Raw genomic sequence first — 23,495 nt, 5'->3', positions numbered from 1 at the left:
TAAAGACTGCCGGGAGGAAGATATGAGTGAGACGAACGACACATCGAAGCCACTTGATATCATCACCATCGGCCGCGCCTCCGTTGATCTCTACGGTCAGCAGATCGGCACGCGGCTGGAGGATGTCGCAAGCTTCGCCAAGTCCGTTGGCGGCTGCCCGACGAATATCTCCGTCGGCACCGCGCGCCTTGGCCTGAAGTCTGCGCTCGTCACCCGCGTCGGCAAGGAGCAGATGGGCCGCTTCATTCGCGAACAGCTGACGCGTGAGGGTGTTGAGACCGCCGGTATTGTCACCGATCCCGAACGGTTGACGGCGCTCGCCATCCTCTCCGTCGAAAGCGACCATTCCTTCCCGCTGCTCTTCTACCGCGACAACTGCGCCGACAATGCGCTGTGCGAAGACGATATCAATGAGGACTTCATCCGCTCCTCCCGCGCCATCCTCGTCACCGGCACGCATTTCTCCAAGCCGCATACCGACGCCGCCCAGCGCAAGGCGATCCGCATCGCCAAGGCCAATGGCGGCAAGGTCGTGTTCGATATTGATTACCGTCCGAACCTCTGGGGTCTTGCCGGCCACGATGCCGGCGACAACCGCTATATCGCCTCCGAGCGCGTCTCCGCTCACCTGAAGACGGTGCTTGCCGATTGCGACCTCATCGTCGGCACCGAAGAGGAAGTGCTGATCGCCTCGGGCGAAGGGGACCTGCTCTCGGCGCTGAAAACCATCCGCGCCAATTCGTCGGCCACCATCGTCTTGAAGCGCGGCCCCATGGGCTGCATCGTCTATGACGGCCCGGTGCCGGACGATCTGGAACAGGGCATCGTCGGCAAGGGCTTTCCGATCGAGGTCTACAACGTTCTCGGCGCCGGCGATGCCTTCATGTCCGGCTTCCTGCGCGGCTGGCTGCGCGGCGAGCCCCATGCGACGTCTGCCACCTGGGCCAATGCCTGCGGTGCTTTCGCCGTTTCCCGCCTGCTCTGCGCGCCTGAAATCCCGACTTGGACGGAACTCCAGTTCTTCCTCGAAAACGGCAGCACGGAAAAGGCGCTGCGCAAGGACGAGGCGATCAACCACGTTCACTGGGCGACCACCCGCCGCCGCGAAATTCCTGACCTGATGGCACTCGCCATCGATCACCGCATCCAGCTGGAAGATCTGGCTGCCGGCGATGCTGAAAAGCTTGCCCGCATCCCCGCCTTCAAGGTTCTGGCTGTCCGGGCCGCCGAGCGCATCGCCGCCGGGCGTCCCGGCTTCGGCATGCTGATCGATGACAAATACGGTCGCGAAGCCCTGTTTGCCGCCGCGAAGAACCGCGACTTCTGGATCGGCAAGCCGATCGAGCTTCCCGGCTCCCGGCCGCTGCAATTCGAATTCAGCCAGGATCTCGGCAGCCGTCTGATCGACTGGCCCATCGATCACTGCATCAAGGTCCTGAGCTTCTACCACCCCGACGATCCCGCTGAACTGAAGGCAACCCAGATCGCCAAGCTGCGTTCGGCCTTCGAAGCCGCCCGCAAGGTCGGCCGCGAAATCCTGATCGAGATCATCGCCAGCAAACACGGCCCGCTGACTGATGATACGGCCGCTCGTGCGCTGACCGAGCTTTACGACGAAGGCCTGAAGCCGGATTGGTGGAAGCTTGAGCCTCAGGCCAGCCGCGCCGCCTGGGCGGCCATCGACACGGTGATCGAAACCCGCGACCCGCTCTGCCGTGGCGTGGTGCTGCTCGGTTTGGAAGCGCCTTATGAGGCGTTGAAAGAAGGTTTCGCCGCTGCCAAGGGCGCCCGCACCGTCAAGGGTTTCGCTGTGGGGCGCACCATCTTTGCCGATGCCGCCAAGGCGTGGCTTTCGGGATCGATCGATGACGAAGCCGCGATCGCCGATATGGCAAGCCGCTTTGGTGCGCTGGTCGAGCTGTGGCAGGGGCTGGGAGAGACGAAAGCGGCGTGAGGCCGCCGCTTGTCCCTTCTCCCCGCGTGCGGGGAGAAGGTGGCCGACAGGCCGGATGAGGGGCATACACCGAGACATTACGAGTGAGGAGGCATTGCCCCTCACCCTAGCCCTCTCCCCGTGAACGGGGAGAGGGGACGACAGAACAGGGAGGAGAAGACAATGGCCCCGAAAACCATCCGCCTGACCATGGCGCAAGCCGTGGCGCGGTTCCTGACGCGGCAGATGACGATCATCGATGGCGAGAAGCTGCCAATCTTCGGCGGCGTCTTTGCCATTTTCGGCCACGGCAATGTCGCCGGTGTCGGCGAGGCGCTGCATGCGATCAAGGAGACGCTGCCCACCTATCGCGGCCAGAACGAGCAGGGCATGGCCAATGCCGCAATCGCCTTCGCGAAAGCCAGCTTCCGCCGCCGCTTCATGGCCTGCACCACCTCCATCGGTCCGGGTGCCCTCAACATGGTGACATCAGCCGCGCTCGCCCATGTGAACCGCCTGCCGGTGCTGCTCCTGCCCGGCGACGTCTTTGCCAACCGCCGCCCCGATCCGGTGCTGCAGCAGGTTGAAGGGTTTGGCGATGGCACGATCTCAGCCAATGACTGCTTCCGCCCGGTCTCCCGCTATTTCGACCGCATCACTCGCCCAGAACAGATCATCCCGGCGCTGCGCCGCGCCATGCAGGTACTGACCGATCCCGCCGATTGCGGACCGGTCACGCTCTCGCTCTGCCAGGATGTGCAGGCCGAAGCTTACGATTACCCCGAAAACTTCTTCGACGAAAAAGTCTGGCTGCCCCGCCGCATTCGCCCGGATGCCGACGAACTCGCTTCCGCCATCGCAGCGCTCAAGGCCGCCAAGAACCCGGTCATCATCGCTGGCGGCGGCGTGCTTTATGCCGAGGCAAGCTCAGCCCTTGCAGCCTTTGCCGAAAAGCACGGAATTCCCGTCGTCGAAACCCAGGCCGGAAAATCATCCCTGCCGCACAGCCATCCGCTCAACATGGGCTCCGTCGGTGTCACCGGCACCTCGGCCTCAAATGTACTGACCGAGACCGCGGACGTGGTGCTCGCCGTCGGCTCCCGCCTGCAGGATTTTACCACCGGCTCTTGGGGTCTGTTCAAGAACGACGACCTGAAGATCGTCGGTCTCAATGTGCAGCCCTTCGATGCCGCCAAACATGAAAGCCTGCCGCTCGTTGCCGATGCCCGCGAAGGTCTGGACGCGCTGAGCGCTGGTCTCGGCCATCACAAGGCCGACGCCGCCTGGACCGACAAGGCGAAGGCGCTGAAGACCGAGTGGCTGAAGGCCGCCGACAAGGCGACCGCAACAACCAATTCCGCGCTCCCCTCCGACGCGCAGGTCATCGGCGCCGTTCAGCGCGCCCGCTCCAGCGCATCAACCACGCTGGTCTGCGCCGCCGGAGGCCTGCCGGGCGAGTTGCACAAGCTCTGGCAGGCGGAAGGCCCGGGCAGCTACCATATGGAATATGGTTTCTCGACCATGGGCTACGAGATCGCCGGCGGCCTCGGCGTCAAGTTGGCCAAGCCGGAGAGCGACGTCATCGTCATGGTCGGTGACGGCAGCTACATGATGCTGAATGCCGAAATCGCCTCCTCGATCATGCTCGGCGCGAAGCTGACGATCGTGCTGCTCGACAACGCAGGCTATGGCTGCATCAACCGCCTGCAGATGGCGACCGGCGGCGCGAACTTCAACAATCTGTTGAAGGACACCCACCACGTCACGCTGCCCGGCATCGATTTCGCCGCCCATGCGGCTGCGATGGGTGCTGTGAGCCGTAAGGTCTCGTCCATCGGCGAACTGGAAACCGCGCTCAAGGAAACGGCCAGCGAGACCCGCACCACCGTCATCGTCATCGACACCGATCCGCTGATCACCACGGATGAAGGCGGCCACTGGTGGGATGTCGCCGTGCCGGAAGTCTCCGAGCGCTCTTCGGTCAACGAGGCGCGCAAGGCTTACGAAAAGGCGCTGCTTGCCCAACGCTTCGGCTGACGCCCGATCACCAAGGAGAATTTACATGAAAGCCAAACTCGGCATGTCGCCCATCGCCTGGTGGAACGACGACCTTCCCGAACTCAGCGACGACGTGTCGCTCGAGGAATGCCTGCGCCAGTCCCGCAGCGCCGGCTTCACCGGCATGGAGCAGGGCCGCCGATTCCCCAACAATCCCGGCGAGATGCTGCCGATCCTGCGCGCGGCGGACGTGACGCTCTGCGGCGGCTGGTTCTCCGGCACTCTGGTCGATGAGGAACTCTCGGCCAACAAGGATCGCATCGCGCCGATGATCGAGCTGTTCAAGGCCGTCAACGCGCCCTGCATCGTCTATGGCGAAGTCGGCCGCTCGATCCAGGGCGACCGCTCCAGGCCGCTCGCCACCAAGCCGCGGCTGGGCGATGACGAGATGAAGGCCTATGCGCGGCGCGTCACCGAATTCGGCGAATGGTGCGCCGAGCAGGGCATGCCGCTCTCCTACCACCACCACATGGCCGCTGTGGTCGAAACCGAGCCGGAGCTCGATGCCTTCATGAAGAACTCCGGAGAAGGCATCCCGCTGCTGCTCGATGCCGGGCATCTCGCCTTCGCTGGCGGCGATGTCCTGCGCGCCATCGACAATCACCATGCCCGCATCAACCATGTGCATGTGAAGGACATCCGCCAGTCGGTTGTTTATAATCTGGATCGCAGCAGACAATCCTTCCTCGATGCGGTGGCGCTGGGCGCGTTCACAGTGCCGGGTGACGGCTCGCTCGATTTCGGCGCCATCGTCCAGCGCTTTGCGGATTATGGCTATGAGGGCTGGTTCGTGGTCGAGGCCGAACAGGACCCGCGCAAATCGCCGCCGCAGAAGATGGCGGAGATCGGCTATACCGAACTGATGCGCGTCATGACGGCTGCCGGCTACACGGTGGAAACGGAAGGTTTTCCGAAGGGCTGAGTATCCCCTCACCAACTTCGGCCAAGGGTTCGCGAACGCTCACCCGGCCTTCATATCCTCTCCCACAAGGGGAGAGGAAAACCCGCCGCACCGCCCCTGCCCTATATGCGGAGCAGTGATCGTGGTACCCCACCTCTCCCCTTGTGGGAGAGGATAGTAAGCCCGCGTAAGACGTAGTCGAACGCTGGGCGCACTTGGTGAGGGGGTAATCCCCCGCCTGAAAACATTGACAGGAGACCACCATGCCAAACCTGCTCGTGAAACCCAAGGGCAACACCGGCCGCGTGCACGATATCACGCCGGAAAATGCCGGCTGGACCTATGTCGGCTTCGCGCTCGATCGTCTAGCAACGGGCGAAAGCTCCAGCGGCGAGACGGGGGACAAGGAAGTCTGCCTCGTGCTCGTCTCCGGCAAAGCGGAGGTTTCGGTCGATGGCGAGGATTTCGGCGAACTCGGCGAGCGCATGACACCCTTCGAAGGCCAGCCCTATGCGGTCTATGTGCCAAAGGGCAGCAGCTGGCAGGTCAAGGCGACTACAGCGCTCGAGCTTGCCATCTGCTCCGCGCCGGGTGGGGAAGGATATGAAGCCAAGGTGATCCGTCCCGGCACCCACCCGCAGATGACCCGCGGCAAGGCGACAAATACCCGCTATGTCACCAACATCATGCCGGAAGACGACAACTCCGCCCATTCGCTTCTCGTGGTGGAAGTTATCACCCCCGGCGGGCATACATCCTCCTACCCGCCGCACCGGCACGACGAGGACGACCTGCCGGCCCAGAGTTTCCTTGAAGAGACTTATTACCACCGGCTCAACCCGTCTCAAGGCTTTGCCATGCAGCGCGTCTATACCGACGACCGCTCGCTGGACGAGACCATGGCGGTGGAGGATGGCGATGTGACGCTGGTGCCGAAGGGGTATCACCCCGTGGCTGCCATCCATGGTTACGATCTCTATTATCTCAACGTCATGGCCGGCCCGTCACGCATCTGGAAATTTCACAATGCCCCAGAGCATGCCTGGCTTTTCACCGGGGTCTGACGCGCTATCTTCCCGTCAATGGAGGTGAGGTCATGAAGATCGACGGACAATGCCATTGCGGGCTGATCACCTACGAGGCGGAAATCAACCCGGAAAACGTCTCCATCTGCCATTGCACCGATTGCCAGCAGCTGACGGGCAGCGCCTATCGCGTCACGGTCAGTTGCGCTCTCACGGAGTTCGACCTCACCGGCGGCGCGCCGAAGATCTACGTGAAGCATGGCGACAATGGCCGCCGGCGCTACCAGATGTTCTGCCCCAATTGCGGCGCGCCGGTCTATACGACGGGTACGGGCGAGGACGCAGCCGAAATCGGCATTCGCCTCGGAACAGTCAACCAGCGGCGCGATCTTGCGCCGACAAAGCAGAAATGGTGCGCCTCGGCTCTGCCCTGGAGCGCTTCGATCGAAGGCTTGCCGGGAAGCCCGGGCGAATGAGCGCGGTCCCGACCAAAACGATTGTCGCACGCAGCCTGCTGCGGGGCACGGAAGCGGTGGAGGCCGATACGGGCCAGAGCTTTCCGCGCCACATGCATGAAACCTTCGGCATTGGCCTCATTCGCCGCGGCGCCCAGCGCTCGGCCAGCGGTCGAGGCCCGGTCGAGGCCGGCGCCGGCGATGTCATCACGGTCAATCCCGGTGAAATCCACGACGGTCTGCCGATCGGCGACCACGGCCGCGCCTGGCATATGCTTTATCTCGAAACCGATCTGGTGAGCGAGGCCTGTCGCGATGTCAGTGATCAGAAGTTTTCGGAAGCGGAGTTTTCCGACCCCGTCATCCGCAATACCGCCATCGCTTCCGATTTCGCCCGGGTTTACGGGATCATCACGGGCCGGCTTGCCGCGGCGGACGAAACCTACATCATGGCCGCAGAAGAATGGCTGCTCGAAACCTGCGCCACCCTGCTGTTACGCCGCGCCGCCACCCCCGGCGTGCCCGCCTCCGTCCGCCACGCCCGCGCCCTGATCGACGACGATCCGGCCGTCGCGGTTTCCCTGGCCGATCTCGCCGAGGCGAGCGGCCTCAGCCGCTATCAGATCCTGCGTGCTTTCACCCAAGCGACAGGCCTAACGCCACATGCCTATATCATCCAGCGCCGCCTCAGCATGGCGCGACGCCTGATCCGCGAGGGCACGCCGCTTGCCGAAGCCGCGGCGACCAGCGGCTTCTCCGACCAGAGCCACATGACCCGTCTCTTCGCCCGGTTCTTCGGCTTCAGCCCCGGCGCATTAGCCGCCTCCCTTTGAGCCCTGCAATTCCGTTCAAGACCCGCAGGGCCTGTCTCCGCTTCAATGAGTTTCTTTCTCGATCCCGGAGCCTGCCATGAGCCTCGACTATATCTTCACGTCCCTGATTGTCATCCTGCTGCCGGGCACCGGCGTGCTCTACACACTCGCCTGCGGTCTGAATGGCGGCATACGCGGCAGTATTCTTGCTGCCCTGGGCTGCACGCTCGGCATCCTCCCGCACCTCGCCGCGAGCATCGTCGGCCTCGCGGCGCTGCTTCACACCAGCGCGCTTGCCTTCGAGATCGTCAAATATCTCGGCGTCGCTTACCTGTTGTACATGGCCTGGCTGGTGGCCAGGGATACGCAAAGCCTGCAGGTCAAGGAAAACGCCCCGCATCTCTCGGCCACCCGCACCATTGCCACCGGGTTCCTGCTCAACATCCTGAACCCAAAACTGTCCTTGTTCTTCCTCGCCTTCCTGCCGCAGTTCGTGGCGGTCGATGCCGCCAACCAGACCATGGCGATGCTTGGCCTGGCCCTCGTCTTCATGGCGCTCACCTTCATCGTCTTCGTCATTTACGGCCTCTTTGCAGCGGCGGCCCGCAGCCGGATCGTGGCCCGACCGACCGTTACCCTCTGGCTGCGCCGGTCCTTTGCCGCCGCCTTCGGTCTGATGGGCCTGCGACTGGCGCTTGGGGGACGGTGATACATGTTGGCTGCAACGCGTCGAAAGCCCATCAATAGACCCGCCAAGGGGCGATATCCGTTTGATCCTTCGCGCAAAACTTCGTATTCGAAGGCCACGCGCTGATCATCAAGGAGCAAGCCCCAAGTGTCTTCCGCCACATCGCCGGTTTTCGGCAAGAAATATTCCGCCTTCCTGTTCGATATGGACGGCACCTTGCTGAACTCGATCGCGGCCGCCGAGCGCGTCTGGAGCCGCTGGGCCGAACGCCACGGGCTGGATGTCGCGACCTTCCTGCCGACCATGCACGGCAAGCGGGGCGTGGATACCATTCGCCAGCTCGGGCTGCCCGGCGTCGATCCGGTGGCCGAAGCCGCGCGGGTGACGCAGGATGAGATCGACGACATCGCTGGCGTCATGCCGATCCCCGGCGCCATCGATTTCGTGAAAAGCCTGCCGGCCGATCGCTGGGCGATCGTCACCTCCTCGCCGATCCGGCTTGCCAAGGCGCGCATGGCGGCGGCCGGTCTGCCGGAGCCGAAATTTATCGTCACCGCTGAAGACGTTTCGCGCGGAAAACCGAGCCCGGAATGCTACCTGCTCGGCGCCAAGCGCGTTGGCTTCGATCCCGCGGAATGCCTGGTGTTCGAAGATGTTGCGGCCGGCGTTCTCGCGGGCGAAGCGGCGGGGTCGGACGTGATGGTCATCACCACGACCCACACGCATCCGCTCGAAACTTCCCATCCCGGCATCGATGGTTACCAAGGCATTGTGGCCGCCACAGATGAAGACGGTAAGCTTTATCTGACGGATAATCGCTGATCAGAGCATTTCCAGCAAAAGTGCGCCGCGGTTTTGCGTCCGGAATGCGTAAAACAAATGCTCTAGCTCTTCCAGAGTGCATGAAAATGCTGCACCGGCCCATGGCCGGTGCCGACGGTAAGATCGCCCGCCGCCGCAATCGCTCCGCGCAGATAGTCCTTGGCAACCGCCACGGCGTCACCGATCTCCGCACCCTTGGCGAGTTCCGCTGCAAGCGCGCTTGAAAGCGTGCAGCCGGTGCCGTGAGTGTTCGCGGTCGCAATGCGCGCACCCTCGAACCAGCGGATATCATGGCCCGTCACGAGCACATCGGGGCTGTCGCCTTGGTCGAGATGGCCGCCTTTGACGAGAACGGCCTTTGGCCCCAAGGTTATGAGCCGGCCGGCCTGCGCGGCCATGCCGTCGCGATCCGTTGCCGGGGCTTCGCCGAGCAGCGCGGCGGCCTCGGGTAGATTGGGCGTGATCACCGTTGCCAGCGGCAGCAACCGCCGGACAAGTACCTCGACGGCGTCATTGGCAAGCAGGGGCGCGCCGCCCTTGGCGATCATCACAGGATCGAGCACGATCGGGATATCGCGATGCCCGGCCAGAACGTCGGCCACGGCTTGCGCAATGACGGCATTGGCGATCATGCCGATCTTCACCGCATCCACACGCACATCGGCAAAGACGGTGGCGATTTGCTGCGCAACAAACGCGGGTGCCACCGCCTGAACGCCGGTCACGCCTTGCGTGTTCTGCGCGGTTAGGGCGGTCAGGGCCGCCATGCCATAGACCCCGCGGGCGGCAAAGGCCTTGAGATCGGCCTGGATGCCGGCGCCGCCGGAAGGATCGGAACCGGCGATGGAAAGCACATTGCGGATCATCGCCGCACCCCCTCGATCAGCACAGCCAACGCCCGCGCCGCCGCGCGCGGATCGGGTGTGCCGCAGATAGCCGAGACGACAGCGAGCCCATCGGCGCCCGTCTTCAACACGGCTTCCACATGCTCGCCCTTCAATCCGCCAATCGCAACTGACGGAACCGGGCTTGCCGCGACGAGATCAGCCAATCCATCGAGCCCGACCGGCTGCTTGTGATCCGGCTTTGTCGGCGTCGCAAAGACCGGGCCGATACCGGCATAATCGACGACAGCCGGATCAAGCCGACGCGCGGCTTCCACGGTCTCCACGGAAACGCCAAGGATCATGTCGTTGCCGATACGCGCCCTAGCCGCAACCGGATCGCCATCGTCCTGTCCGATGTGCAGCCCGTCAGCACCGATCCGGCCGGCCGCCTCGATATCGTCATTGACGATCAGCAGCGCGCCGGTGCCGGCCAGCGCCTGCCTCAATGCCAGTCCAGTCTCGATCATCCTTTGCGTGCCGCCTGTCTTGTCGCGTAGCTGCACCATCGTCGCGCCGCCTTCGACAGCGGCGCGCGCCGTTTCCACCATGCCGTAGGACGCGCAGAGATCGGGATCGAGCACCAGATAGAGCGAGAGATCGAAGCCCTTCATGCCGGTGTCACCGCCGCATCGAGCGCCGCCGGCTGAAGCGCGGCCAAGGCATCGAGGAAGCGCCACTGGAAGGAGCCTGGCCCTTCGGCCAGTTTGGCGGCGTCCCTGCCGGCGACGGCAAAGGTCGCAAGCGCCGCAACCGTCGCATCGAACGGTGCATCGGGCCGGACCGCCGCGAAGGCCCCGACGAGGCAGGTGAGCGAGCATCCCAGCGCCGTGATCCTCGGCATCAGCGACGAGCCACCATGAACATGCACGGAGCGTGAGCCATCGGTTACGAAATCGATTTCCCCGGTCACGGCAACCACGGCCTGATGCTGCTGTGCAAGAAGCATGGCCGACTGTTCGGCAAACTCGACGGAGTCGCCGCTGTCGACGCCCTTGCCCGCACCCGTGCCGCCGGCGAGCGCGATGATCTCGGAGGCATTGGCGCGGATGATCGTCGGTTTGAGTTCCAGGAGCGCCTGCGTCGCTTCCCGCCGAAAGCCGGTGGCAAAATGCGCGACCGGATCGAATACCCATGGTTTGCCTGCCGCAGTCGCGGCCTTTGCGGCCGCCCGCATGCCGGCAATCCACTCCGTCGAGAGCGTGCCGATGTTGATCGTCAGCGCGCCGGCGATGGCAGCGAATTCCCCGGCCTCTTCCGGTGCATGCACCATGGCCGGCGACGCCCCTGCCGCCAGCAGGGCATTGGCGGCGATGTTCATTGCAACGTAATTGGTAATGCACTGGACGAGTGGGGCGCGCGCGCGCATCTCGGTGAGCAACTGGCTTGCGGGAATGGTCTCGGTCATCTCGGCCCCTTTTAAGACGGGGGCGGACGTGAGGGCTCGCGCAAAGATACGACAGGCCGAAACGACTCCCTCCGCCAGCATGATCTGGTTCAGGTTCAAAGGGTGCTTCTCAGCCCGGCTTTCGCCAGACGCCCCTGTCTTTCACCCCTGTTCTGGCAGAGATGACCAGGCCTGTCACGCGGAAATTTTTGAGGGGTATGGGTGGTGTAATGTCAGAAACGAAGAAACCGTCCATAGGGACGGTTTCTGGTGCCGATTTTCAGGTTGCAGAAATCACGCCGCCTTAGCGACGTGATATTCCTTGATGGCGACCATCTTAATGGCCGGGAACCGCTCGGCCTCATAGCGCAGCGAGAAGCTGTCCTGCGCCAGGAACACCGGATCGCCGTCGAGATCGCGGGCGATATCGCCGCGCTTGACGGTCAGGAATTTTTCCAGTTCCGTCGGCTGATCGGACGATATCCAGCGGCAGACCGAAAAGCGGGCCATGTCGAAGGACACCGGCAGGCCATATTCCGCCTGCAGCCGCTCCTTCAGCACGTCGAGCTGCAGCGCACCGACAACGCCGACGATGGCCGGCGAGCCGTCTTCCGGCTGGAACAGCTGCACGACGCCCTCTTCGGCCATCTGCTGCAGCGCTTCCTTCAGCTTCTTCGCCTTCATCGCATCTTCCAGCCGCACGCGGCGGAGGATTTCCGGCGAGAAGTTCGGCACGCCCTGAAACACCAGCGCCTCGCCCTCGGTCAGCGTATCGCCGATCCTGAGCGTGCCGTGGTTCGGAATGCCGACGACATCGCCTGCGTAAGCCGTGTCCGCCAGCTGCCGCTGCGAGGCGAAGAAGAACTGCGGCGCGGTAAGGCCCAGCTGCTTGCCGGTGCGCGCCAGCCGCGCCTTCATGCCGCGCTCCAGCTTGCCGGAGCAGATGCGGGCAAAGGCGATGCGGTCGCGGTGGTTCGGGTCCATATTCGCCTGGATTTTGAAGACGAAGGCGGTCATGCGGTCTTCCGCTGCATGCACGGTGCGCACGTCGGCCACCTGATCGCGCGGCGGCGGCGCAAAGGCGCCGAGCGCGTTGATGAGGTCGCGCACGCCGAAATTCCGGAGCGCCGAGCCGAAGAACACCGGCGTCATATGGCCTTCGAGGAAAGCCTGACGATCGAAGGGGCGGCAGGCTTCCATCGCCAGTTCCGTTTCGTCGATAAAGGCCTGACGCTCGTTTTCCGGCAGCCGGTCGGCGACCGCCTGCGGGCCGGTGACCTTGGTCGGCACGACTTCCGTATCCGAGCCGCGCACGGTGTTGTCAGCCAGATGATAGGAGCCGCAGAAGGTTTTCGAGCGGCCGATCGGCCAGGTTATCGGGGCCGTATCCAGCGCAAGCTTTTCTTCGACCTCATCGAGGATTTCGAAGGGATCGCGGCTTTCGCGGTCCATCTTGTTGATGAAGGTGATGATCGGGATATCGCGCATGCGGCAAACTTCGAAAAGCTTCAGCGTGCGCGGCTCGATACCCTTGGCGGCATCGATGACCATGACAGCCGCATCCACCGCCGTCAGCGTGCGATAGGTGTCGTCGGCGAAGTCTTCGTGACCGGGCGTATCGAGAATGTTGAAGACGTTGCCGTCATATTCGAAGGTCATGACCGAGGTCACGACCGAGATGCCGCGCTCGCGCTCGATCTTCATCCAGTCGGATCGCGTCTGGATGCGATCCTTCTTGGCCTTGACTTCACCAGCGAGCTGGATGGCGCCGCCGAACAGCAGCAGCTTTTCGGTGAGCGTGGTTTTACCGGCGTCCGGGTGTGCGATGATCGCGAATGTACGGCGGCGGGAAACCGCCTCTGCGAGGCTTTCGGCCATATCATGAATCCTGTGGAATTGCGGGCTATCTAGCCATTCCGGGCCGCGATTGCAATTGACCTCACGTCTTCGAGGGCAAAGTAATGCCTAATGACCTTGCACACGGAAACCCGCCCGACCCTGAAACTCGTCCGCCTCGCCCATGGCGAGGGCCTCGATCTGCCGTCTTACGAGACCGCGGGTGCCGCCGGCATGGACCTGCGCGCGGCGGTGGATGCGGAAGCTCCGATGACCTTGCAGCCCGGCGAACGCGCCCTTGTCCCGACGGGCTTCATCTTCGAAATCCCGGTCGGCTATGAAGCGCAGATCCGCCCGCGCTCCGGCCTTGCCTTCAAGAACGGCATCACCTGCCTCAACAGCCCTGGCACGATCGACAGCGACTATCGCGGCGAGGTGAAGGTGCTGCTGATCAATCACGGCGCGGAGCCTTTCGTCATCGAGCGCGGCATGCGGATCGCCCAGATGGTCATTGCCCCGGTCACGCAGGTCACGGTCTTTGAGGCAAGCGAAACAACGGACACTCTGCGCGGCACCGGCGGCTTCGGCTCCACCGGCGTGTGATGCCGGACGGGCTCGCTTACCGTCAGGACTACTTTGCCGATCCCGAAGCATGGCAGGCGCTGGTCGACCTGTTGCAAGACACCTTCGGCATCAATGTCGGCCAACTCGACCGGCTGGGCGGCCCTGACCCGACGAGCCGCGCTTTCGGCTATTTCGACGAGACCGGCCGCTGCGTCGCCAATTTCAGCCTGTTTTACATGCCGCTCGTGATTGCTGGAAAGCCCGTCCGCGCTATCGGTTATCAATCCGGCGCGGTGCGGCCGGAATGGCGTGGGCGCGGGCTTTATCGTGATCTGATTCAGCGGGCATTCGCGGCGGCGAAGACAGGGGGATGCGAACTGGAACTGCTGCTGACCGATAAGCCGGCGCTTTACGAAAACCATGGGTTTCGATCGGTGACGGAATATGACTTCAAAGGGCAAGCGCCTGCCCTGGATCACGACATCACCGTTGGTCGACTGCTCGATCTCAACAGAGCCGATGATGTTGCTCTGACCAGCCGGATGTTGAAGCGCCGCACGCCTGTATCGGCAAGCTTTGCCGTGGCAATGCAGAGTGAGATGTTTCTGCTCAATACTGTCTTCGATCCTGAAATCCGACTGAGCTACAGCGCCGCGCTTGATTTCGTCGTCGCGTGGCAGGCTGACGATACGGGCGTCTCAATCCTCGATCTCGTGGCCGCCGACATACCGACGCTTCCGCAAATCCTCGCGGTGATGGGTGTTGCCGTCAGTGAAATTACAATCTGCTTCCCACCGGACAGGCTGAATTGGGCCGGAGAACCGGTGGAGCGGAAATCCTATGCCGGTCTCATGGTGCGAGGCGATATTCCATTACCACGGCTGTTTGCGCTGTCGCCGATGGCAGGTTTTTGAGAGGGTCACCATCTCCACACGCGTCAAAGGCCTGAACTCTGAACCTAAGACAGCAACGGCGGCAAACGGCGTTTGATCGGGCTGGATTTGACGATCGCGGTGTTGGTCTGGGCTTTTTCGGCTATGCGGTCGAGGATCGTGTCCAGTTGCTCCATGTTCTTGACCAGCAGCTTGGCGATAAAGCAATCGTCGCCGGTCACCTTGTCGCATTCCACGAATTCCGGCGTTTCCACGATCAGCTTTTCGACGATGTGCAGCATGCCCGGCATCGGGCGCACCCGCACCACCGCCTGCAGCGTGTAACCCAGCGCGGCGGGGTCGACTTCCACCGTATAGCCGGTGATGACGCCGCGCTTGTCAAGCTTGCGCAGGCGCTCTGCCGTGCTGGGCGAGGACAGTCCGGCTTCCGCCGCCAGCTCCTTCAGCGAGATGCGGGCGTTGGTGGACAGGATGTTGAGAAGCTTGCGGTCAAGATCGTCCAGCATGAGAGCTCCGGAAGGTGATCTAGGCGATGTGCCTTATAATTAAAGTTGATGTGAGGGTTTCACCTTTTCCTGTTTATGTAAACGTCGTTCCGCTCGCCTTATGATGTCTCCAACGTCAAAGAGGAAGAAACCATGGCAAACGAGCGGCGCGGACAACTCGAAATGATAGCGGCAATGCTGATCTCGGGGACGATCGGCTGGTTTGTCGTGATGTCCGGCCTGCCGGTGATCGATGTCGTCTTCTGGCGCTGCGCGATCGGCGCGGTGGTGCTGGCGTTGATCTGCTGGTCACTCGGGCTGTTTCGCAAGGGGGCGCTATCGAGGCGCACGTTTGCCATCGCGGTTGCCGGCGGCGTGGCCATCGTTCTCAACTGGCTGCTGCTTTTCTCCTCCTACAACCATGCCTCGATCTCAATCGCCACCATGGTCTACAACACCCAGCCCTTCATGTTGCTGGGGCTCGGTGTGCTTTTCCTCGGCGAGAAGGTGACGGGTGAAAAGCTGTTCTGGCTTGGCCTCTCCTTTCTCGGCATGCTGGCGATCGTGGAGGGCAAGAGTGGGGGCGGAGATGATTATATTTTCGGGATACTGCTCGCGCTGGGAGCGGCTTTCTTCTATTCGCTGGCAGCCCTTGCCGCGAAGAAGCTCAAGGGCACGCCGCCGCATCTGATTGCGCTGATCCAGGTAATCACCGGAACGGTCATGCTGGCGCCCCTTGCCAATCTGTCGGAGCTTCAGACATCGGTGGCCGTCTGGTCCAACCTGCTACTGCTCGGCGGCGTGCATACCGGGCTGATGTATGTGCTGCTTTACGGCGCGATCCAGAAGCTGCCGACTCACCTTACTGGGGCGCTGTCGTTTCTCTATCCGGTGGTCGCAATCCTCGTCGATCGCTTCGCCCTTGGTCATCAACTGCAACCGGTGCGGATGGTGGGATCGGCGGTCATTCTGCTGGCGGCGGCCGGTGTCACGCTTGGCTGGCGGCCGGGGCGGCTCCTGCGCCGTCGTGGGGCAGCAGGAGCCGGCTGAGCCCTATTTCGCCTGTCGGGTGGTTTCGAACAGGAACCATGTGCGGCGCTCGGCTTCGTCGATCCAGTTTTCCAAGAGGCTCGCGGTGGCGACGTCGCCGTGTTCATCGCAGAGATCATGGGTTTCGCGCAGCAGCGAGACGAGGTGCTTGTTGTCCTCGCAAAGCTCGGCCAGCATATCTCCCGGCGTCACATAATCAGCGTCATTGTCCGGGATACGCTGCAGGCGCGCGGCGTGGCCGAGCGAGCGCAGCGTCGTGCCGCCGATCTTGCGGGCGCGTTCGGCGAGATCGTCCGTGGTCGCAAAAATCTGTTCTGCCTGCTCGTCCAGGAGAAGGTGATAATCGCGGAAATGCGGGCCGGACATATGCCAGTGAAAATTCTTTGTCTTCAGGTAAAGCGCAAACATATCGGCGAGCAGCGTTGTCAACGCCGCGGAAATATCGGTGATGGCATTCGACGCGAGATCGGACGGGGTGGTGAGCGGGGCAAGACGGCGTTTTTCGGCAGAGGACATGATTTTCTCCTTTGGGTACACACGTGAACGGGGGGCTGGAAACTGAAAAGCAAGCCAAGGATGTCCTGATCGGACTGTGTTGTCTTGTTTCATATAGCGTTCGTTGCCGTTTTTTCTCGCGGGCATCATGCAATATTTTCAAAGGAATATTGTGACGGAGCAGGAGCCGTAGCTCCTCCTTTTCAAGCGGTTGCAGGGCGATCTCGATTTTGCCCCGCTGCTTGTAAGCAACGCTGCAACAGCGTAAAAACCGACAAAACAAACCGGAGCGAAACACCATGACCCTGGGCGTCTTCTTGGCCTATTGCAGCGCGTTGTTCATTGCCGCAGCCATTCCCGGGCCGGGCATGACGGCGATCGTGGCGCGGGCTCTGGGTTCCGGCTTCCGCGAGACCTTCTTCATGGGGCTCGGGCTCATTCTGGGCGATCTTGTCTATCTGACGGCGGTTATCCTCGGTCTTGCCTTCGTGGCGCAGACATTCACCACCGCCTTTCTGGTGATCAAGGTTCTGGGCGCGCTTTATCTCGTCTATATCGCCTACAAGCTCTGGACCGCCGGGCTCTTACCGCAGGATATCAAGGCGAAGAAAAGCGGTAGCATGGGCATGTCCTTTCTGTCCGGCCTGCTGATCACACTCGGCAACCCGAAGACGATGCTGTTCTACGTTGCGCTCGTGCCGACACTGATCGATCTCAATGCGATCGGGCTCGACAGCTATCTGGTGCTGGTGGGGGCAACCTTCGTCGTTTTGATGGCGGTTTTGATCCCTTACATCCTGCTCGCCTCGCGGGCGCGCTTGCTTCTGAAAGAGCCGAAGGCGCTGCGTTCGCTGAACCGTATCGCGGCCGGCATTCTGGGCTCGACCGCCGTCTACATCGCGACCCGCGCGGCCTGAGAAAATCATTCGCGCCATCGCGCGTCGCCGAGCGGTATTTTTCGTGAACGTTGCGGGGTGACCTAGTTGCGCCCTCGTCTTTATTGCTTAGCGATCTTATCTTTGACCGATAACATCATGGGAGACGAGCATGTCCGATCAGCGTAAGCCCGGCCGCGGCCGCATCTATTCCTCCATCACCGAGACGATTGGCGACACGCCGATCGTTCGGCTGGACAAGCTGGCGAAGGAGAAGGGCGTGAAGGCCCATCTTCTGGCAAAGCTCGAATTCTTCAACCCGATCGCGTCCGTGAAGGACCGCATCGGCGTGGCGATGATCGAGTCCTTGGAAGCGCAGGGCAAGATCACGCCCGGAAAGACGACGCTTGTCGAGCCGACGTCGGGCAACACGGGCATCGCGCTCGCCTTTGCGGCCGCCGCCAAGGGTTACAAGCTGATCCTGACGATGCCCGAGACCATGTCGATCGAGCGTCGCAAGATGCTGGCGCTGCTCGGCGCTGAACTGGTGCTGACCGAAGGCGCCAAGGGCATGAAGGGCGCGATCGCCAAGGCGCAGGAGCTGGCCGAGGGTCTTGATGACGCGATCATTCCCCAGCAGTTCGAAAACCCCGCCAACCCGGAAATCCATCGTAAGACGACGGCGGAGGAAATCTGGAACGATACGGATGGCGCGATTGACATTCTCGTCTCCGGCATCGGCACGGGCGGCACCATCACCGGCGCGGGCCAAGTGCTGAAGGCGAAGAAGCCGTCGATCAAGGTGATTGCCGTGGAGCCCGAGGAATCACCGGTGCTCTCCGGCGGCGTGCCGGGGCCGCACAAGATCCAAGGCATCGGCGCGGGCTTTGCGCCCGCCATCCTCGACACCGGAATCTATGACGAGATCGTCACCGTCAGCAGCGCGGAAGCGATCGACGCGGCGCGTCATGTGGCGCGGCTCGAAGGCGTGCCGGTCGGCATCTCTTCCGGTGCTGCGCTGACAGCGGCCATCGAGATTGGCCAGCGGCCGGAAAACGAGGGCAAGACGATTGTCGTGATCATTCCCTCCTTCGCCGAACGCTATCTCTCGACCGTGCTCTTCGAAGGGCTCGGAGCGTAACTGGCTGGCCCAAGACGGGAATTTCTCGTTTCTTACTTTCCGACGCCGCGCTTCCTCTGTTGTGCGGCGTTTTCTTTTCAGATGGGCGATTGCGGGCCGGCTTCTGGCTTTCCCTGCGCGAAACGACATGCGTAAAAACAAAAACCTAAAGCGGACGAGCGAATCTGAAAGATCGCGACACGCTTTAGGCCACCGCCGTTGTCGCCAGCCTTTCGCTGGGCATACGGTAGGAAATTGCCTCAGCGATGTGGATGCGGCCGACGGTCGGCTTTTCATCGAGATCGGCCAGCGTGCGGGCAACTTTCAGGACGCGGTGATAGCCTCGGGCCGAGAAGCGCATTTTTTCGGCAGCATCCCGCAGCAATTGCAAACCGCCGGCATCCGGCGCGGCCATGGTTTCGATCATCGTTGTCGTGCAGCGGGCATTGGTGGTGATGCCGGAGAGGCCGGCCGCGAGGAAACGGTCCTGCTGCAACTCGCGGGCGCGGGCCACGCGGGCCGCGATGCTGGCGCTGCACTCAGCCGTTCCGGGGCGAATGAGATCGCTGGCGGTCACGGCGGGGACATCGATGCGGATATCGATGCGATCGAGAAGCGGGCCGGAAATGCGGGCCTGATAATCAGCGACGCAGCGCGGGCCGCGGGCGCAGCTGTGGCCGGGCTCGCCCGCCATGCCGCATCGGCAGGGGTTCATGGCGGCGACAAGCTGGATGGCGGCGGGATAGGAGACGCGATGATTGGCGCGGGCGATGACGCATTCCGCCGTTTCGAGCGGCTGGCGAAGGGCATCGAGCACCTGCGGGGTAAACTCCGGAAACTCATCCAGGAACAGAACGCCATGATGGGCAAGCGAGGCTTCACCGGGGCGGGCACGCAGGCCACCGCCGATCATCGCGGCCATGGTGGCGGAGTGGTGGGGCGTGCGGAAAGGGCGTCGATCCGAAAGCTTGCCGCCGGAAAGCTGGCCGGCGATGGAGTGGATCATCGAGACCTCGAGAAGCTCAGCCGGCGAGAGCGGCGGCAGAATCGAGGGCAAGCGTGCGGCGAGCATGGATTTTCCGGAACCGGGCGGGCCAACCATCAGGAGATTGTGGTTTCCGGCGGCCGCGACTTCGAGCGCCCGTCTGGCGCTTTCCTGGCCCTTGATATCGGCGAGATCCGGCATGTTGGCGGCAGTGGCGCGGATGGCAGGCTCGGGCCGCGAGAGGACCTGAGTGCCGCGGAAATGGTTGGCGAGCGCGATCAGGCTTCGCGGTGCGAGAATGTCGATCTCGCTTCCCGCCCAGGCGGCTTCGGGGCCGCTTTCAGCAGGGCAGATCAGGCCCTTGTCGAGTGCATTGGCGCCGATGGCGGCAGGAAGCGCCCCGGCCACAGCCGCGATCGTGCCGTCAAGATTGAGTTCGCCAATGACGACGTAAGACGCAAGGGCATCGGCGGGGATGGCGCCGAGGGCCGCCATCAGGCCGAGAGCAATGGCAAGATCGAAATGGCTTCCCTCTTTCGGGAGATCGGCAGGGGCAAGATTGACGGTGATGCGCTTTGGCGGCAGAGACAGACCTGAAGCATGCAGGGCTGCGCGCACCCGCTCGCGACTTTCGGCGACGGCCTTGTCCGGAAGGCCGACGATTTGCATGCCGATCTGGCCCGGCGCAACCATGACCTGCACATCGACAGGAACGCCTTCAATCCCCTGAAATGCAACCGTACTGACCCGCGCGACCATGCCCATGCCCTTTTCATCCAGGGCAAATAGCGCCCGGCGTTGGTATTCCCATCAGGTTGTGCGGGAAAATCTTGCACGGAACACGGAATAAAACAAGAACAATTATCGAACAAATTCCCGCATGACGATCATAAAAGTTGTGTACGGTTGTGCTGAAGGAACAGGGGAACCTACACCGAGGCAAGCGCCACGGCCGGCTGCAGGCGCGATGCATTGTGCGCAGGCAAGTAGCCGAAGACGAGGCCCGTGAGGAACGCGCTTGCGAAGGCAAGGATAACAGGGCCTGCCGAAAAGCTGACCGCCACGCCAAGAGCCTGCGCAAGTGCGCCGATGCCCAGACCCAGCGCCACGCCGATCAGGCCACCGAGTGCCGAAACGACGAGCGCCTCGACGATGAACTGGGTGAGGATATCGCGTGCGCGTGCGCCCGTTGCCATCCGGATGCCGATCTCGCGGGTGCGCTCGGTCACCGAAACCAGCATGATGTTCATTACCCCGATGCCGCCGACCAGCAGGGAGATGGCGGCGATGGAGCCCAGGAATATCTTCAGGATGTTCGACGTTTCGGTAAAGGTTTCGCGGATCGCGGCGAGATTGGTGATCTGGGTATCCTGCCGGTTATGACGTTGATCCAGCAGAGCCTGGATTTGGTCCTGCGTGACGTTGATGAGGCTGTCATCCTTCACCTGAACGGTGATCGAGCGCACGTTTCTTGCGCCGAAAAGCCGGAGGTTGCCGGTCGACAGCGGCACCAGCACGGCGTCGTCCTGGTCGTTGCCGCCGGCCGTCGCGCCCTTCTTGGCCATCACGCCGATGACCTGGAAGGGGATGTTCTTGATGAGGATATACTGGCCGAGCGGATCGCTACCATCGGGAAACAGAGTATCGGCCACCGTGCGGCCGAGCACCGCGACGCTGGCATAGCTGTCCATATCCGCCTGCTCGATGAAGGCGCCCTCCTCCACCTGCCAGGATTTTGCGGTGGTGAATTGCGGGATCGTGCCGTTGACGGTCGTCTGGGTGTCCTTGTTTCCCGCGCGCACCGTCAGCGTGCTCTGCATTTCCGGCACGGCGAAGCTGATATTGGGCAATTCCAGAATGGCATCGGCATCCGCAGGGATCAGCGACACGATGCTTCCGCCCTCCCCGCCACGGAAATTCGCCATGTTCGGACGCACGACGAGAAGGTCGGAGCCCATCGCGGAAATGCGGCTCAAAACCTGATCCTGCGCGCCCGTGCCGATCGCCAGCATCGCCACGACGGAACTGACGCCGATGACGATGCCCAGAAGGGTCAGGATGGTGCGGAACAGGTTTGATCTCAGAGCGCGAAAGGACATGCGCACAGCCTCGGCAAGGTCCGTCGTGAAGGCGGCCGCACCCTTTGCGGCGGTGGCGGGTCTGACCGTGTTGCGAGCGATGCGACGGACATTGCCGGTCATCCGGTCGGCTGTGATCCGGCCATCGCTGATCTCGATCACCCGATCGGCCGCCTCGGCAAGCTCGGGCGCGTGGGTGATGATGATGACGGTGTGGCCGTCCTCGTTCATTTTCCGGAGCGTCGCCATCACATCGCGGCCGCTCTGGCTGTCCAGCGCGCCGGTCGGCTCGTCGGCCAGAATGATCTGGCCGCCGTTCATCAAGGCGCGGGCGATCGACACACGCTGCTGCTGGCCGCCCGAAAGCTGGTTCGGCAGGTGGTCGAGACGCTCGCCGAGGTTCAGCGACGTCAGCAGCGCTTCGGCGCGGGCGCGGCGGGCAGCACCCAGCATGCCGGCATAGATCGCAGGGATTTCGACATTTTCCTGCGCCGTGGCGGTCGGCACGAGGTTGTAGCTCTGGAAGACGAAGCCGAAGAGTTGACGCCGGCGTGCCGCAAGCTCGTCCGCATCGAGATCGGAAACATCCTCGCCTTCCAGCAGATATTGCCCGCCGGTCGGGGTATCGAGGCAGCCGAGAATATTCATCAGCGTCGATTTGCCGGAGCCGGAAGCGCCCACGATGGCAACAAACTCGCCGGCGCGGATATCGAGCGACACGCCGCGCAGAACTTCGACGGCAACATCGCCATTGACGAACGTCTTGCGGATATCCTTCAGCGAGATGATGGGAGCCATGATTGACCTCAGAACATCGGCGGCATGCCGCGCATGTTGCGCCGCGAGCCACTGCTGGAGGTGCCGTCACGAGAGCCAGTGCCCACGACCACGCGATCGTTCTCATCAAGCCCGCTCTTGATCTCGACGCGAACCCGGCTCTGCACGCCGGTTTCGACGACACGGGTCTCCTGGGCGCCGGAGCCGGTCACGACCGTCACTTCGCGGCTCTTGCCATCGGCACCGGTGTGGATTGCGGCGACCGGGACGGTCAGCACGTTTTCGGCGCGCGCCTCGACGAAGAAAACCTGGGCAGTCATGTTCATCATCAGCGTGCCTTCGGGGTTCGGCACATCGAAGAGGGCGTAATAGAGAACGACGTTGTTTTCGGTCGATGGCGTCGGTTTGATCTGGCGAAGCTTGCCTTCGTAACGCTTGCCGGGCTGGCCGAGCAGGGTGAAATAGGCATCCATGCCGATTTTCAGCTTGCCGACATCGGCTTCGGAAACTTCCGCCTCCACCGTCATGGTCGAGAGATCCGCAACGGTGACGATCGTCGGGGTCGACTGGTTGGCGTTCAGCGTCTGGCCTTCCTTGGCGGCGGTCTCGACGATCGTGCCGGCCATCGGGGTGTAGATTTTGGTATAGCCGAGGCTGATGCGGGCGTCCTTGAGGCTTGCTTCCTGCTTGCGGATCTGCGCTTCAAGCGAGGCGACATTCGCCTCTGCGGTCGCCAGATTGGCCACGGCTTCATCGAGCGCCGATTGCGCCGCGCTGTTGCTGGCAACGAGGTTCTGCTGGCGCTTGAGATTGGCAGCTCCGAGCACCACCTGCGCCTTCTTGTCGAGCATCTGGGCTTCGAGATTGGCAAGTTCCGCCTCTGCGATCTCGATCTGGGTCTCGATCGAGGCGCTGTCCATTTCAGCGATGAGCTGACCTTCCTCGACCGTGTCGCCGATCTCGACCTTGAGGCTCTTCAGCTGACCTGACACCTGCGCGCCGACATCGACATCCTTGATGGGACTCAAAAGGCCTGAGGCCGTGACGCTGTTTTCAATGGAGCCGCGGATCGGATTTTCCGTGACGACGGCCGCAACGGTGGTCTCGCCGTTATACTGGCTCCAGCCGTACCAGCCTGCCGCGCCAAGGACCACGAGAACGGGAAGCAGAAGCCAACGCCGCGAGCGGCGGCGCGGACGACGCGGCACCGGTGCAGGCGCGATCTCAACCGCTGGTTCCGCATCGATTTTCCGGGAAACATCCGCCATTTTTCAGCACATCCTCACCCAAGGGCGCAGCCTGCGCTGCGTTCAACTATCCCTCACGTAATAGCCAAAAGTGCCTGAATGAAGTCTGAGCGGATGAAATCTTT

General features: G+C 62.6%; 22 protein-coding genes and 1 riboswitch. Of the genes, 13 read left to right on the top strand and 9 right to left on the bottom strand.

The features are described 5' to 3' along the window. Positions 1–22: 22 nt before the first annotated feature. The 8 genes from BLX89_RS10895 (at position 23) to BLX89_RS10860 (ending at position 8,694) form a co-directional block, all read left to right on the top strand. Positions 23–1,954 carry a bifunctional 5-dehydro-2-deoxygluconokinase/5-dehydro-2-deoxyphosphogluconate aldolase gene (locus BLX89_RS10895; RefSeq protein WP_075290919.1) on the top strand — a complete coding sequence of 644 codons (1,932 nt, stop codon included), beginning with the start codon at positions 23–25 and terminating at the stop codon, positions 1,952–1,954. Between the two features lie 162 nt (positions 1,955–2,116). Next, positions 2,117–3,970: a 3D-(3,5/4)-trihydroxycyclohexane-1,2-dione acylhydrolase (decyclizing) gene (iolD, locus tag BLX89_RS10890; RefSeq protein ID WP_075290918.1), complete on the top strand. Its 1,854-nt coding sequence runs from the start codon at positions 2,117–2,119 to the stop codon at positions 3,968–3,970. A gap of 25 nt (positions 3,971–3,995) precedes the next feature. Then, entirely contained in the window at positions 3,996–4,913 is a 918-nt protein-coding gene (gene iolE, locus BLX89_RS10885) for a myo-inosose-2 dehydratase (protein ID WP_075290917.1), read from the top strand. Between the two features lie 242 nt (positions 4,914–5,155). Then, positions 5,156–5,956, top strand: coding sequence for a 5-deoxy-glucuronate isomerase (gene iolB, locus BLX89_RS10880; protein ID WP_075290916.1), 801 nt, complete (start codon positions 5,156–5,158; stop codon positions 5,954–5,956). 32 nt (positions 5,957–5,988) lie between these two features. Further along, a complete protein-coding gene (locus BLX89_RS10875; RefSeq protein ID WP_075290915.1) occupies positions 5,989–6,393 on the top strand; it encodes a GFA family protein in 405 nt (134 codons plus the stop codon). After that, entirely contained in the window at positions 6,390–7,205 is an 816-nt protein-coding gene (locus tag BLX89_RS10870) for an AraC family transcriptional regulator (protein WP_075290914.1), read from the top strand. The genes BLX89_RS10875 and BLX89_RS10870 overlap by 4 nt, the downstream gene beginning before the upstream one ends. A 76-nt stretch (positions 7,206–7,281) precedes the next feature. Beyond that, on the top strand, positions 7,282–7,893 hold the full coding sequence (locus tag BLX89_RS10865) for a LysE family translocator (protein ID WP_075290913.1): 612 nt from the start codon (positions 7,282–7,284) through the stop codon (positions 7,891–7,893). 126 nt (positions 7,894–8,019) lie between these two features. Then, positions 8,020–8,694, top strand: a complete 675-nt coding sequence (locus BLX89_RS10860) for an HAD family hydrolase (protein ID WP_075290912.1) — start codon at positions 8,020–8,022, stop codon at positions 8,692–8,694. A 62-nt stretch (positions 8,695–8,756) separates the two neighbouring features. On the opposite strand, the gene thiD is transcribed toward BLX89_RS10860, so the two are convergent. From thiD to BLX89_RS10840, 4 genes are all read right to left on the bottom strand, one after another. Continuing rightward, positions 8,757–9,560, bottom strand: a complete 804-nt coding sequence (gene thiD, locus BLX89_RS10855; protein WP_075290911.1) for a bifunctional hydroxymethylpyrimidine kinase/phosphomethylpyrimidine kinase — start codon at positions 9,558–9,560, stop codon at positions 8,757–8,759. Then, a complete protein-coding gene (thiE, locus tag BLX89_RS10850) occupies positions 9,557–10,192 on the bottom strand; it encodes a thiamine phosphate synthase (RefSeq protein WP_075290910.1) in 636 nt (211 codons plus the stop codon). The genes thiD and thiE overlap by 4 nt, the downstream gene beginning before the upstream one ends. Further along, complete coding sequence (gene thiM, locus BLX89_RS10845) at positions 10,189–10,986, bottom strand: hydroxyethylthiazole kinase (RefSeq protein WP_075290909.1); 798 nt, start codon at positions 10,984–10,986, stop codon at positions 10,189–10,191. The genes thiE and thiM overlap by 4 nt, the downstream gene beginning before the upstream one ends. A 49-nt stretch (positions 10,987–11,035) precedes the next feature. Then, positions 11,036–11,132, bottom strand: a riboswitch (TPP riboswitch). Positions 11,133–11,259: 127 nt separating this feature from the next. Then, positions 11,260–12,843, bottom strand: coding sequence for a peptide chain release factor 3 (locus BLX89_RS10840; protein WP_075290908.1), 1,584 nt, complete (start codon positions 12,841–12,843; stop codon positions 11,260–11,262). 90 nt (positions 12,844–12,933) lie between these two features. Here BLX89_RS10840 and dut point away from each other — a divergent pair, with 90 nt between their 5' ends. Then, entirely contained in the window at positions 12,934–13,404 is a 471-nt protein-coding gene (dut, locus tag BLX89_RS10835; protein WP_075290907.1) for a dUTP diphosphatase, read from the top strand. Then, on the top strand, positions 13,404–14,279 hold the full coding sequence (locus BLX89_RS10830) for a GNAT family N-acetyltransferase (RefSeq protein WP_075290906.1): 876 nt from the start codon (positions 13,404–13,406) through the stop codon (positions 14,277–14,279). The genes dut and BLX89_RS10830 overlap by 1 nt, the downstream gene beginning before the upstream one ends. A gap of 44 nt (positions 14,280–14,323) precedes the next feature. Here BLX89_RS10830 and BLX89_RS10825 read toward each other — a convergent pair whose 3' ends face one another. Then, positions 14,324–14,764, bottom strand: coding sequence for an Lrp/AsnC family transcriptional regulator (locus BLX89_RS10825; RefSeq protein ID WP_075290905.1), 441 nt, complete (start codon positions 14,762–14,764; stop codon positions 14,324–14,326). Positions 14,765–14,896: 132 nt separating this feature from the next. On the opposite strand from BLX89_RS10825, the gene BLX89_RS10820 reads away from it, so the two are divergent. After that, a complete protein-coding gene (locus BLX89_RS10820; RefSeq protein ID WP_075290904.1) occupies positions 14,897–15,793 on the top strand; it encodes a DMT family transporter in 897 nt (298 codons plus the stop codon). 3 nt (positions 15,794–15,796) lie between these two features. Here the strand turns inward: BLX89_RS10820 and BLX89_RS10815 are convergent, their stop codons facing one another. Continuing rightward, positions 15,797–16,309 carry a Dps family protein gene (locus BLX89_RS10815; protein ID WP_075290903.1) on the bottom strand — a complete coding sequence of 171 codons (513 nt, stop codon included), beginning with the start codon at positions 16,307–16,309 and terminating at the stop codon, positions 15,797–15,799. A gap of 278 nt (positions 16,310–16,587) precedes the next feature. On the opposite strand from BLX89_RS10815, the gene BLX89_RS10810 reads away from it, so the two are divergent. Together BLX89_RS10810 and cysK are read left to right on the top strand one after the other, a co-directional pair. After that, on the top strand, positions 16,588–17,205 hold the full coding sequence (locus tag BLX89_RS10810; RefSeq protein WP_075290902.1) for a LysE family translocator: 618 nt from the start codon (positions 16,588–16,590) through the stop codon (positions 17,203–17,205). A 130-nt stretch (positions 17,206–17,335) separates the two neighbouring features. Beyond that, entirely contained in the window at positions 17,336–18,304 is a 969-nt protein-coding gene (gene cysK, locus BLX89_RS10805) for a cysteine synthase A (protein WP_075290901.1), read from the top strand. A gap of 184 nt (positions 18,305–18,488) precedes the next feature. Here cysK and BLX89_RS10800 read toward each other — a convergent pair whose 3' ends face one another. The 3 genes from BLX89_RS10800 to BLX89_RS10790 form a co-directional block, all read right to left on the bottom strand. Then, positions 18,489–20,027 (bottom strand): YifB family Mg chelatase-like AAA ATPase, encoded by a 1,539-nt coding sequence (locus tag BLX89_RS10800; RefSeq protein WP_075291102.1) that lies wholly within the window; start codon positions 20,025–20,027, stop codon positions 18,489–18,491. 170 nt (positions 20,028–20,197) lie between these two features. Beyond that, the gene (locus BLX89_RS10795; RefSeq protein WP_075290900.1) at positions 20,198–22,144 is read right to left on the bottom strand and encodes a MacB family efflux pump subunit; all 1,947 of its coding nucleotides are present in this window, start codon (positions 22,142–22,144) and stop codon (positions 20,198–20,200) included. An 8-nt stretch (positions 22,145–22,152) separates the two neighbouring features. Next, positions 22,153–23,391, bottom strand: coding sequence for an efflux RND transporter periplasmic adaptor subunit (locus tag BLX89_RS10790; RefSeq protein WP_075290899.1), 1,239 nt, complete (start codon positions 23,389–23,391; stop codon positions 22,153–22,155). Positions 23,392–23,495 lie beyond the last annotated feature (104 nt).

The organism is Pararhizobium arenae, assembly GCF_001931685.1.
In the GTDB taxonomy this organism is placed as follows: domain Bacteria; phylum Pseudomonadota; class Alphaproteobacteria; order Rhizobiales; family Rhizobiaceae; genus Pararhizobium; species Pararhizobium arenae.
The sequence above is the reverse complement of the archived record's forward strand: the minus strand, read 5'-3'. Positions and strand labels throughout refer to the sequence as shown.

What these genes read in the sequence shown, in the direction of transcription:
- iolB (WP_075290916.1), top strand. Translation starts at nt 5,156, where the DNA reads ATGCCAAACCTGCTCGTGAAACCCAAGGGCAACACCGGCCGCGTGCAC.
- iolE (WP_075290917.1), top strand. Translation starts at nt 3,996, where the DNA reads ATGAAAGCCAAACTCGGCATGTCGCCCATCGCCTGGTGGAACGACGAC.
- BLX89_RS10810 (WP_075290902.1), top strand. Translation starts at nt 16,588, where the DNA reads ATGACCCTGGGCGTCTTCTTGGCCTATTGCAGCGCGTTGTTCATTGCC.
- thiD (WP_075290911.1), bottom strand. Translation starts at nt 9,560, where the DNA reads ATGATCCGCAATGTGCTTTCCATCGCCGGTTCCGATCCTTCCGGCGGC.
- BLX89_RS10825 (WP_075290905.1), bottom strand. Translation starts at nt 14,764, where the DNA reads ATGCTGGACGATCTTGACCGCAAGCTTCTCAACATCCTGTCCACCAAC.
- thiE (WP_075290910.1), bottom strand. Translation starts at nt 10,192, where the DNA reads ATGAAGGGCTTCGATCTCTCGCTCTATCTGGTGCTCGATCCCGATCTC.
- thiM (WP_075290909.1), bottom strand. Translation starts at nt 10,986, where the DNA reads ATGACCGAGACCATTCCCGCAAGCCAGTTGCTCACCGAGATGCGCGCG.
- cysK (WP_075290901.1), top strand. Translation starts at nt 17,336, where the DNA reads ATGTCCGATCAGCGTAAGCCCGGCCGCGGCCGCATCTATTCCTCCATC.
- BLX89_RS10815 (WP_075290903.1), bottom strand. Translation starts at nt 16,309, where the DNA reads ATGTCCTCTGCCGAAAAACGCCGTCTTGCCCCGCTCACCACCCCGTCC.
- BLX89_RS10875 (WP_075290915.1), top strand. Translation starts at nt 5,989, where the DNA reads ATGAAGATCGACGGACAATGCCATTGCGGGCTGATCACCTACGAGGCG.
- BLX89_RS10820 (WP_075290904.1), top strand. Translation starts at nt 14,897, where the DNA reads ATGGCAAACGAGCGGCGCGGACAACTCGAAATGATAGCGGCAATGCTG.
- BLX89_RS10830 (WP_075290906.1), top strand. Translation starts at nt 13,404, where the DNA reads ATGCCGGACGGGCTCGCTTACCGTCAGGACTACTTTGCCGATCCCGAA.
- BLX89_RS10870 (WP_075290914.1), top strand. Translation starts at nt 6,390, where the DNA reads ATGAGCGCGGTCCCGACCAAAACGATTGTCGCACGCAGCCTGCTGCGG.
- BLX89_RS10895 (WP_075290919.1), top strand. Translation starts at nt 23, where the DNA reads ATGAGTGAGACGAACGACACATCGAAGCCACTTGATATCATCACCATC.
- BLX89_RS10790 (WP_075290899.1), bottom strand. Translation starts at nt 23,391, where the DNA reads ATGGCGGATGTTTCCCGGAAAATCGATGCGGAACCAGCGGTTGAGATC.
- iolD (WP_075290918.1), top strand. Translation starts at nt 2,117, where the DNA reads ATGGCCCCGAAAACCATCCGCCTGACCATGGCGCAAGCCGTGGCGCGG.
- BLX89_RS10800 (WP_075291102.1), bottom strand. Translation starts at nt 20,027, where the DNA reads ATGGTCGCGCGGGTCAGTACGGTTGCATTTCAGGGGATTGAAGGCGTT.
- BLX89_RS10795 (WP_075290900.1), bottom strand. Translation starts at nt 22,144, where the DNA reads ATGGCTCCCATCATCTCGCTGAAGGATATCCGCAAGACGTTCGTCAAT.
- BLX89_RS10865 (WP_075290913.1), top strand. Translation starts at nt 7,282, where the DNA reads ATGAGCCTCGACTATATCTTCACGTCCCTGATTGTCATCCTGCTGCCG.
- dut (WP_075290907.1), top strand. Translation starts at nt 12,934, where the DNA reads ATGACCTTGCACACGGAAACCCGCCCGACCCTGAAACTCGTCCGCCTC.
- BLX89_RS10840 (WP_075290908.1), bottom strand. Translation starts at nt 12,843, where the DNA reads ATGGCCGAAAGCCTCGCAGAGGCGGTTTCCCGCCGCCGTACATTCGCG.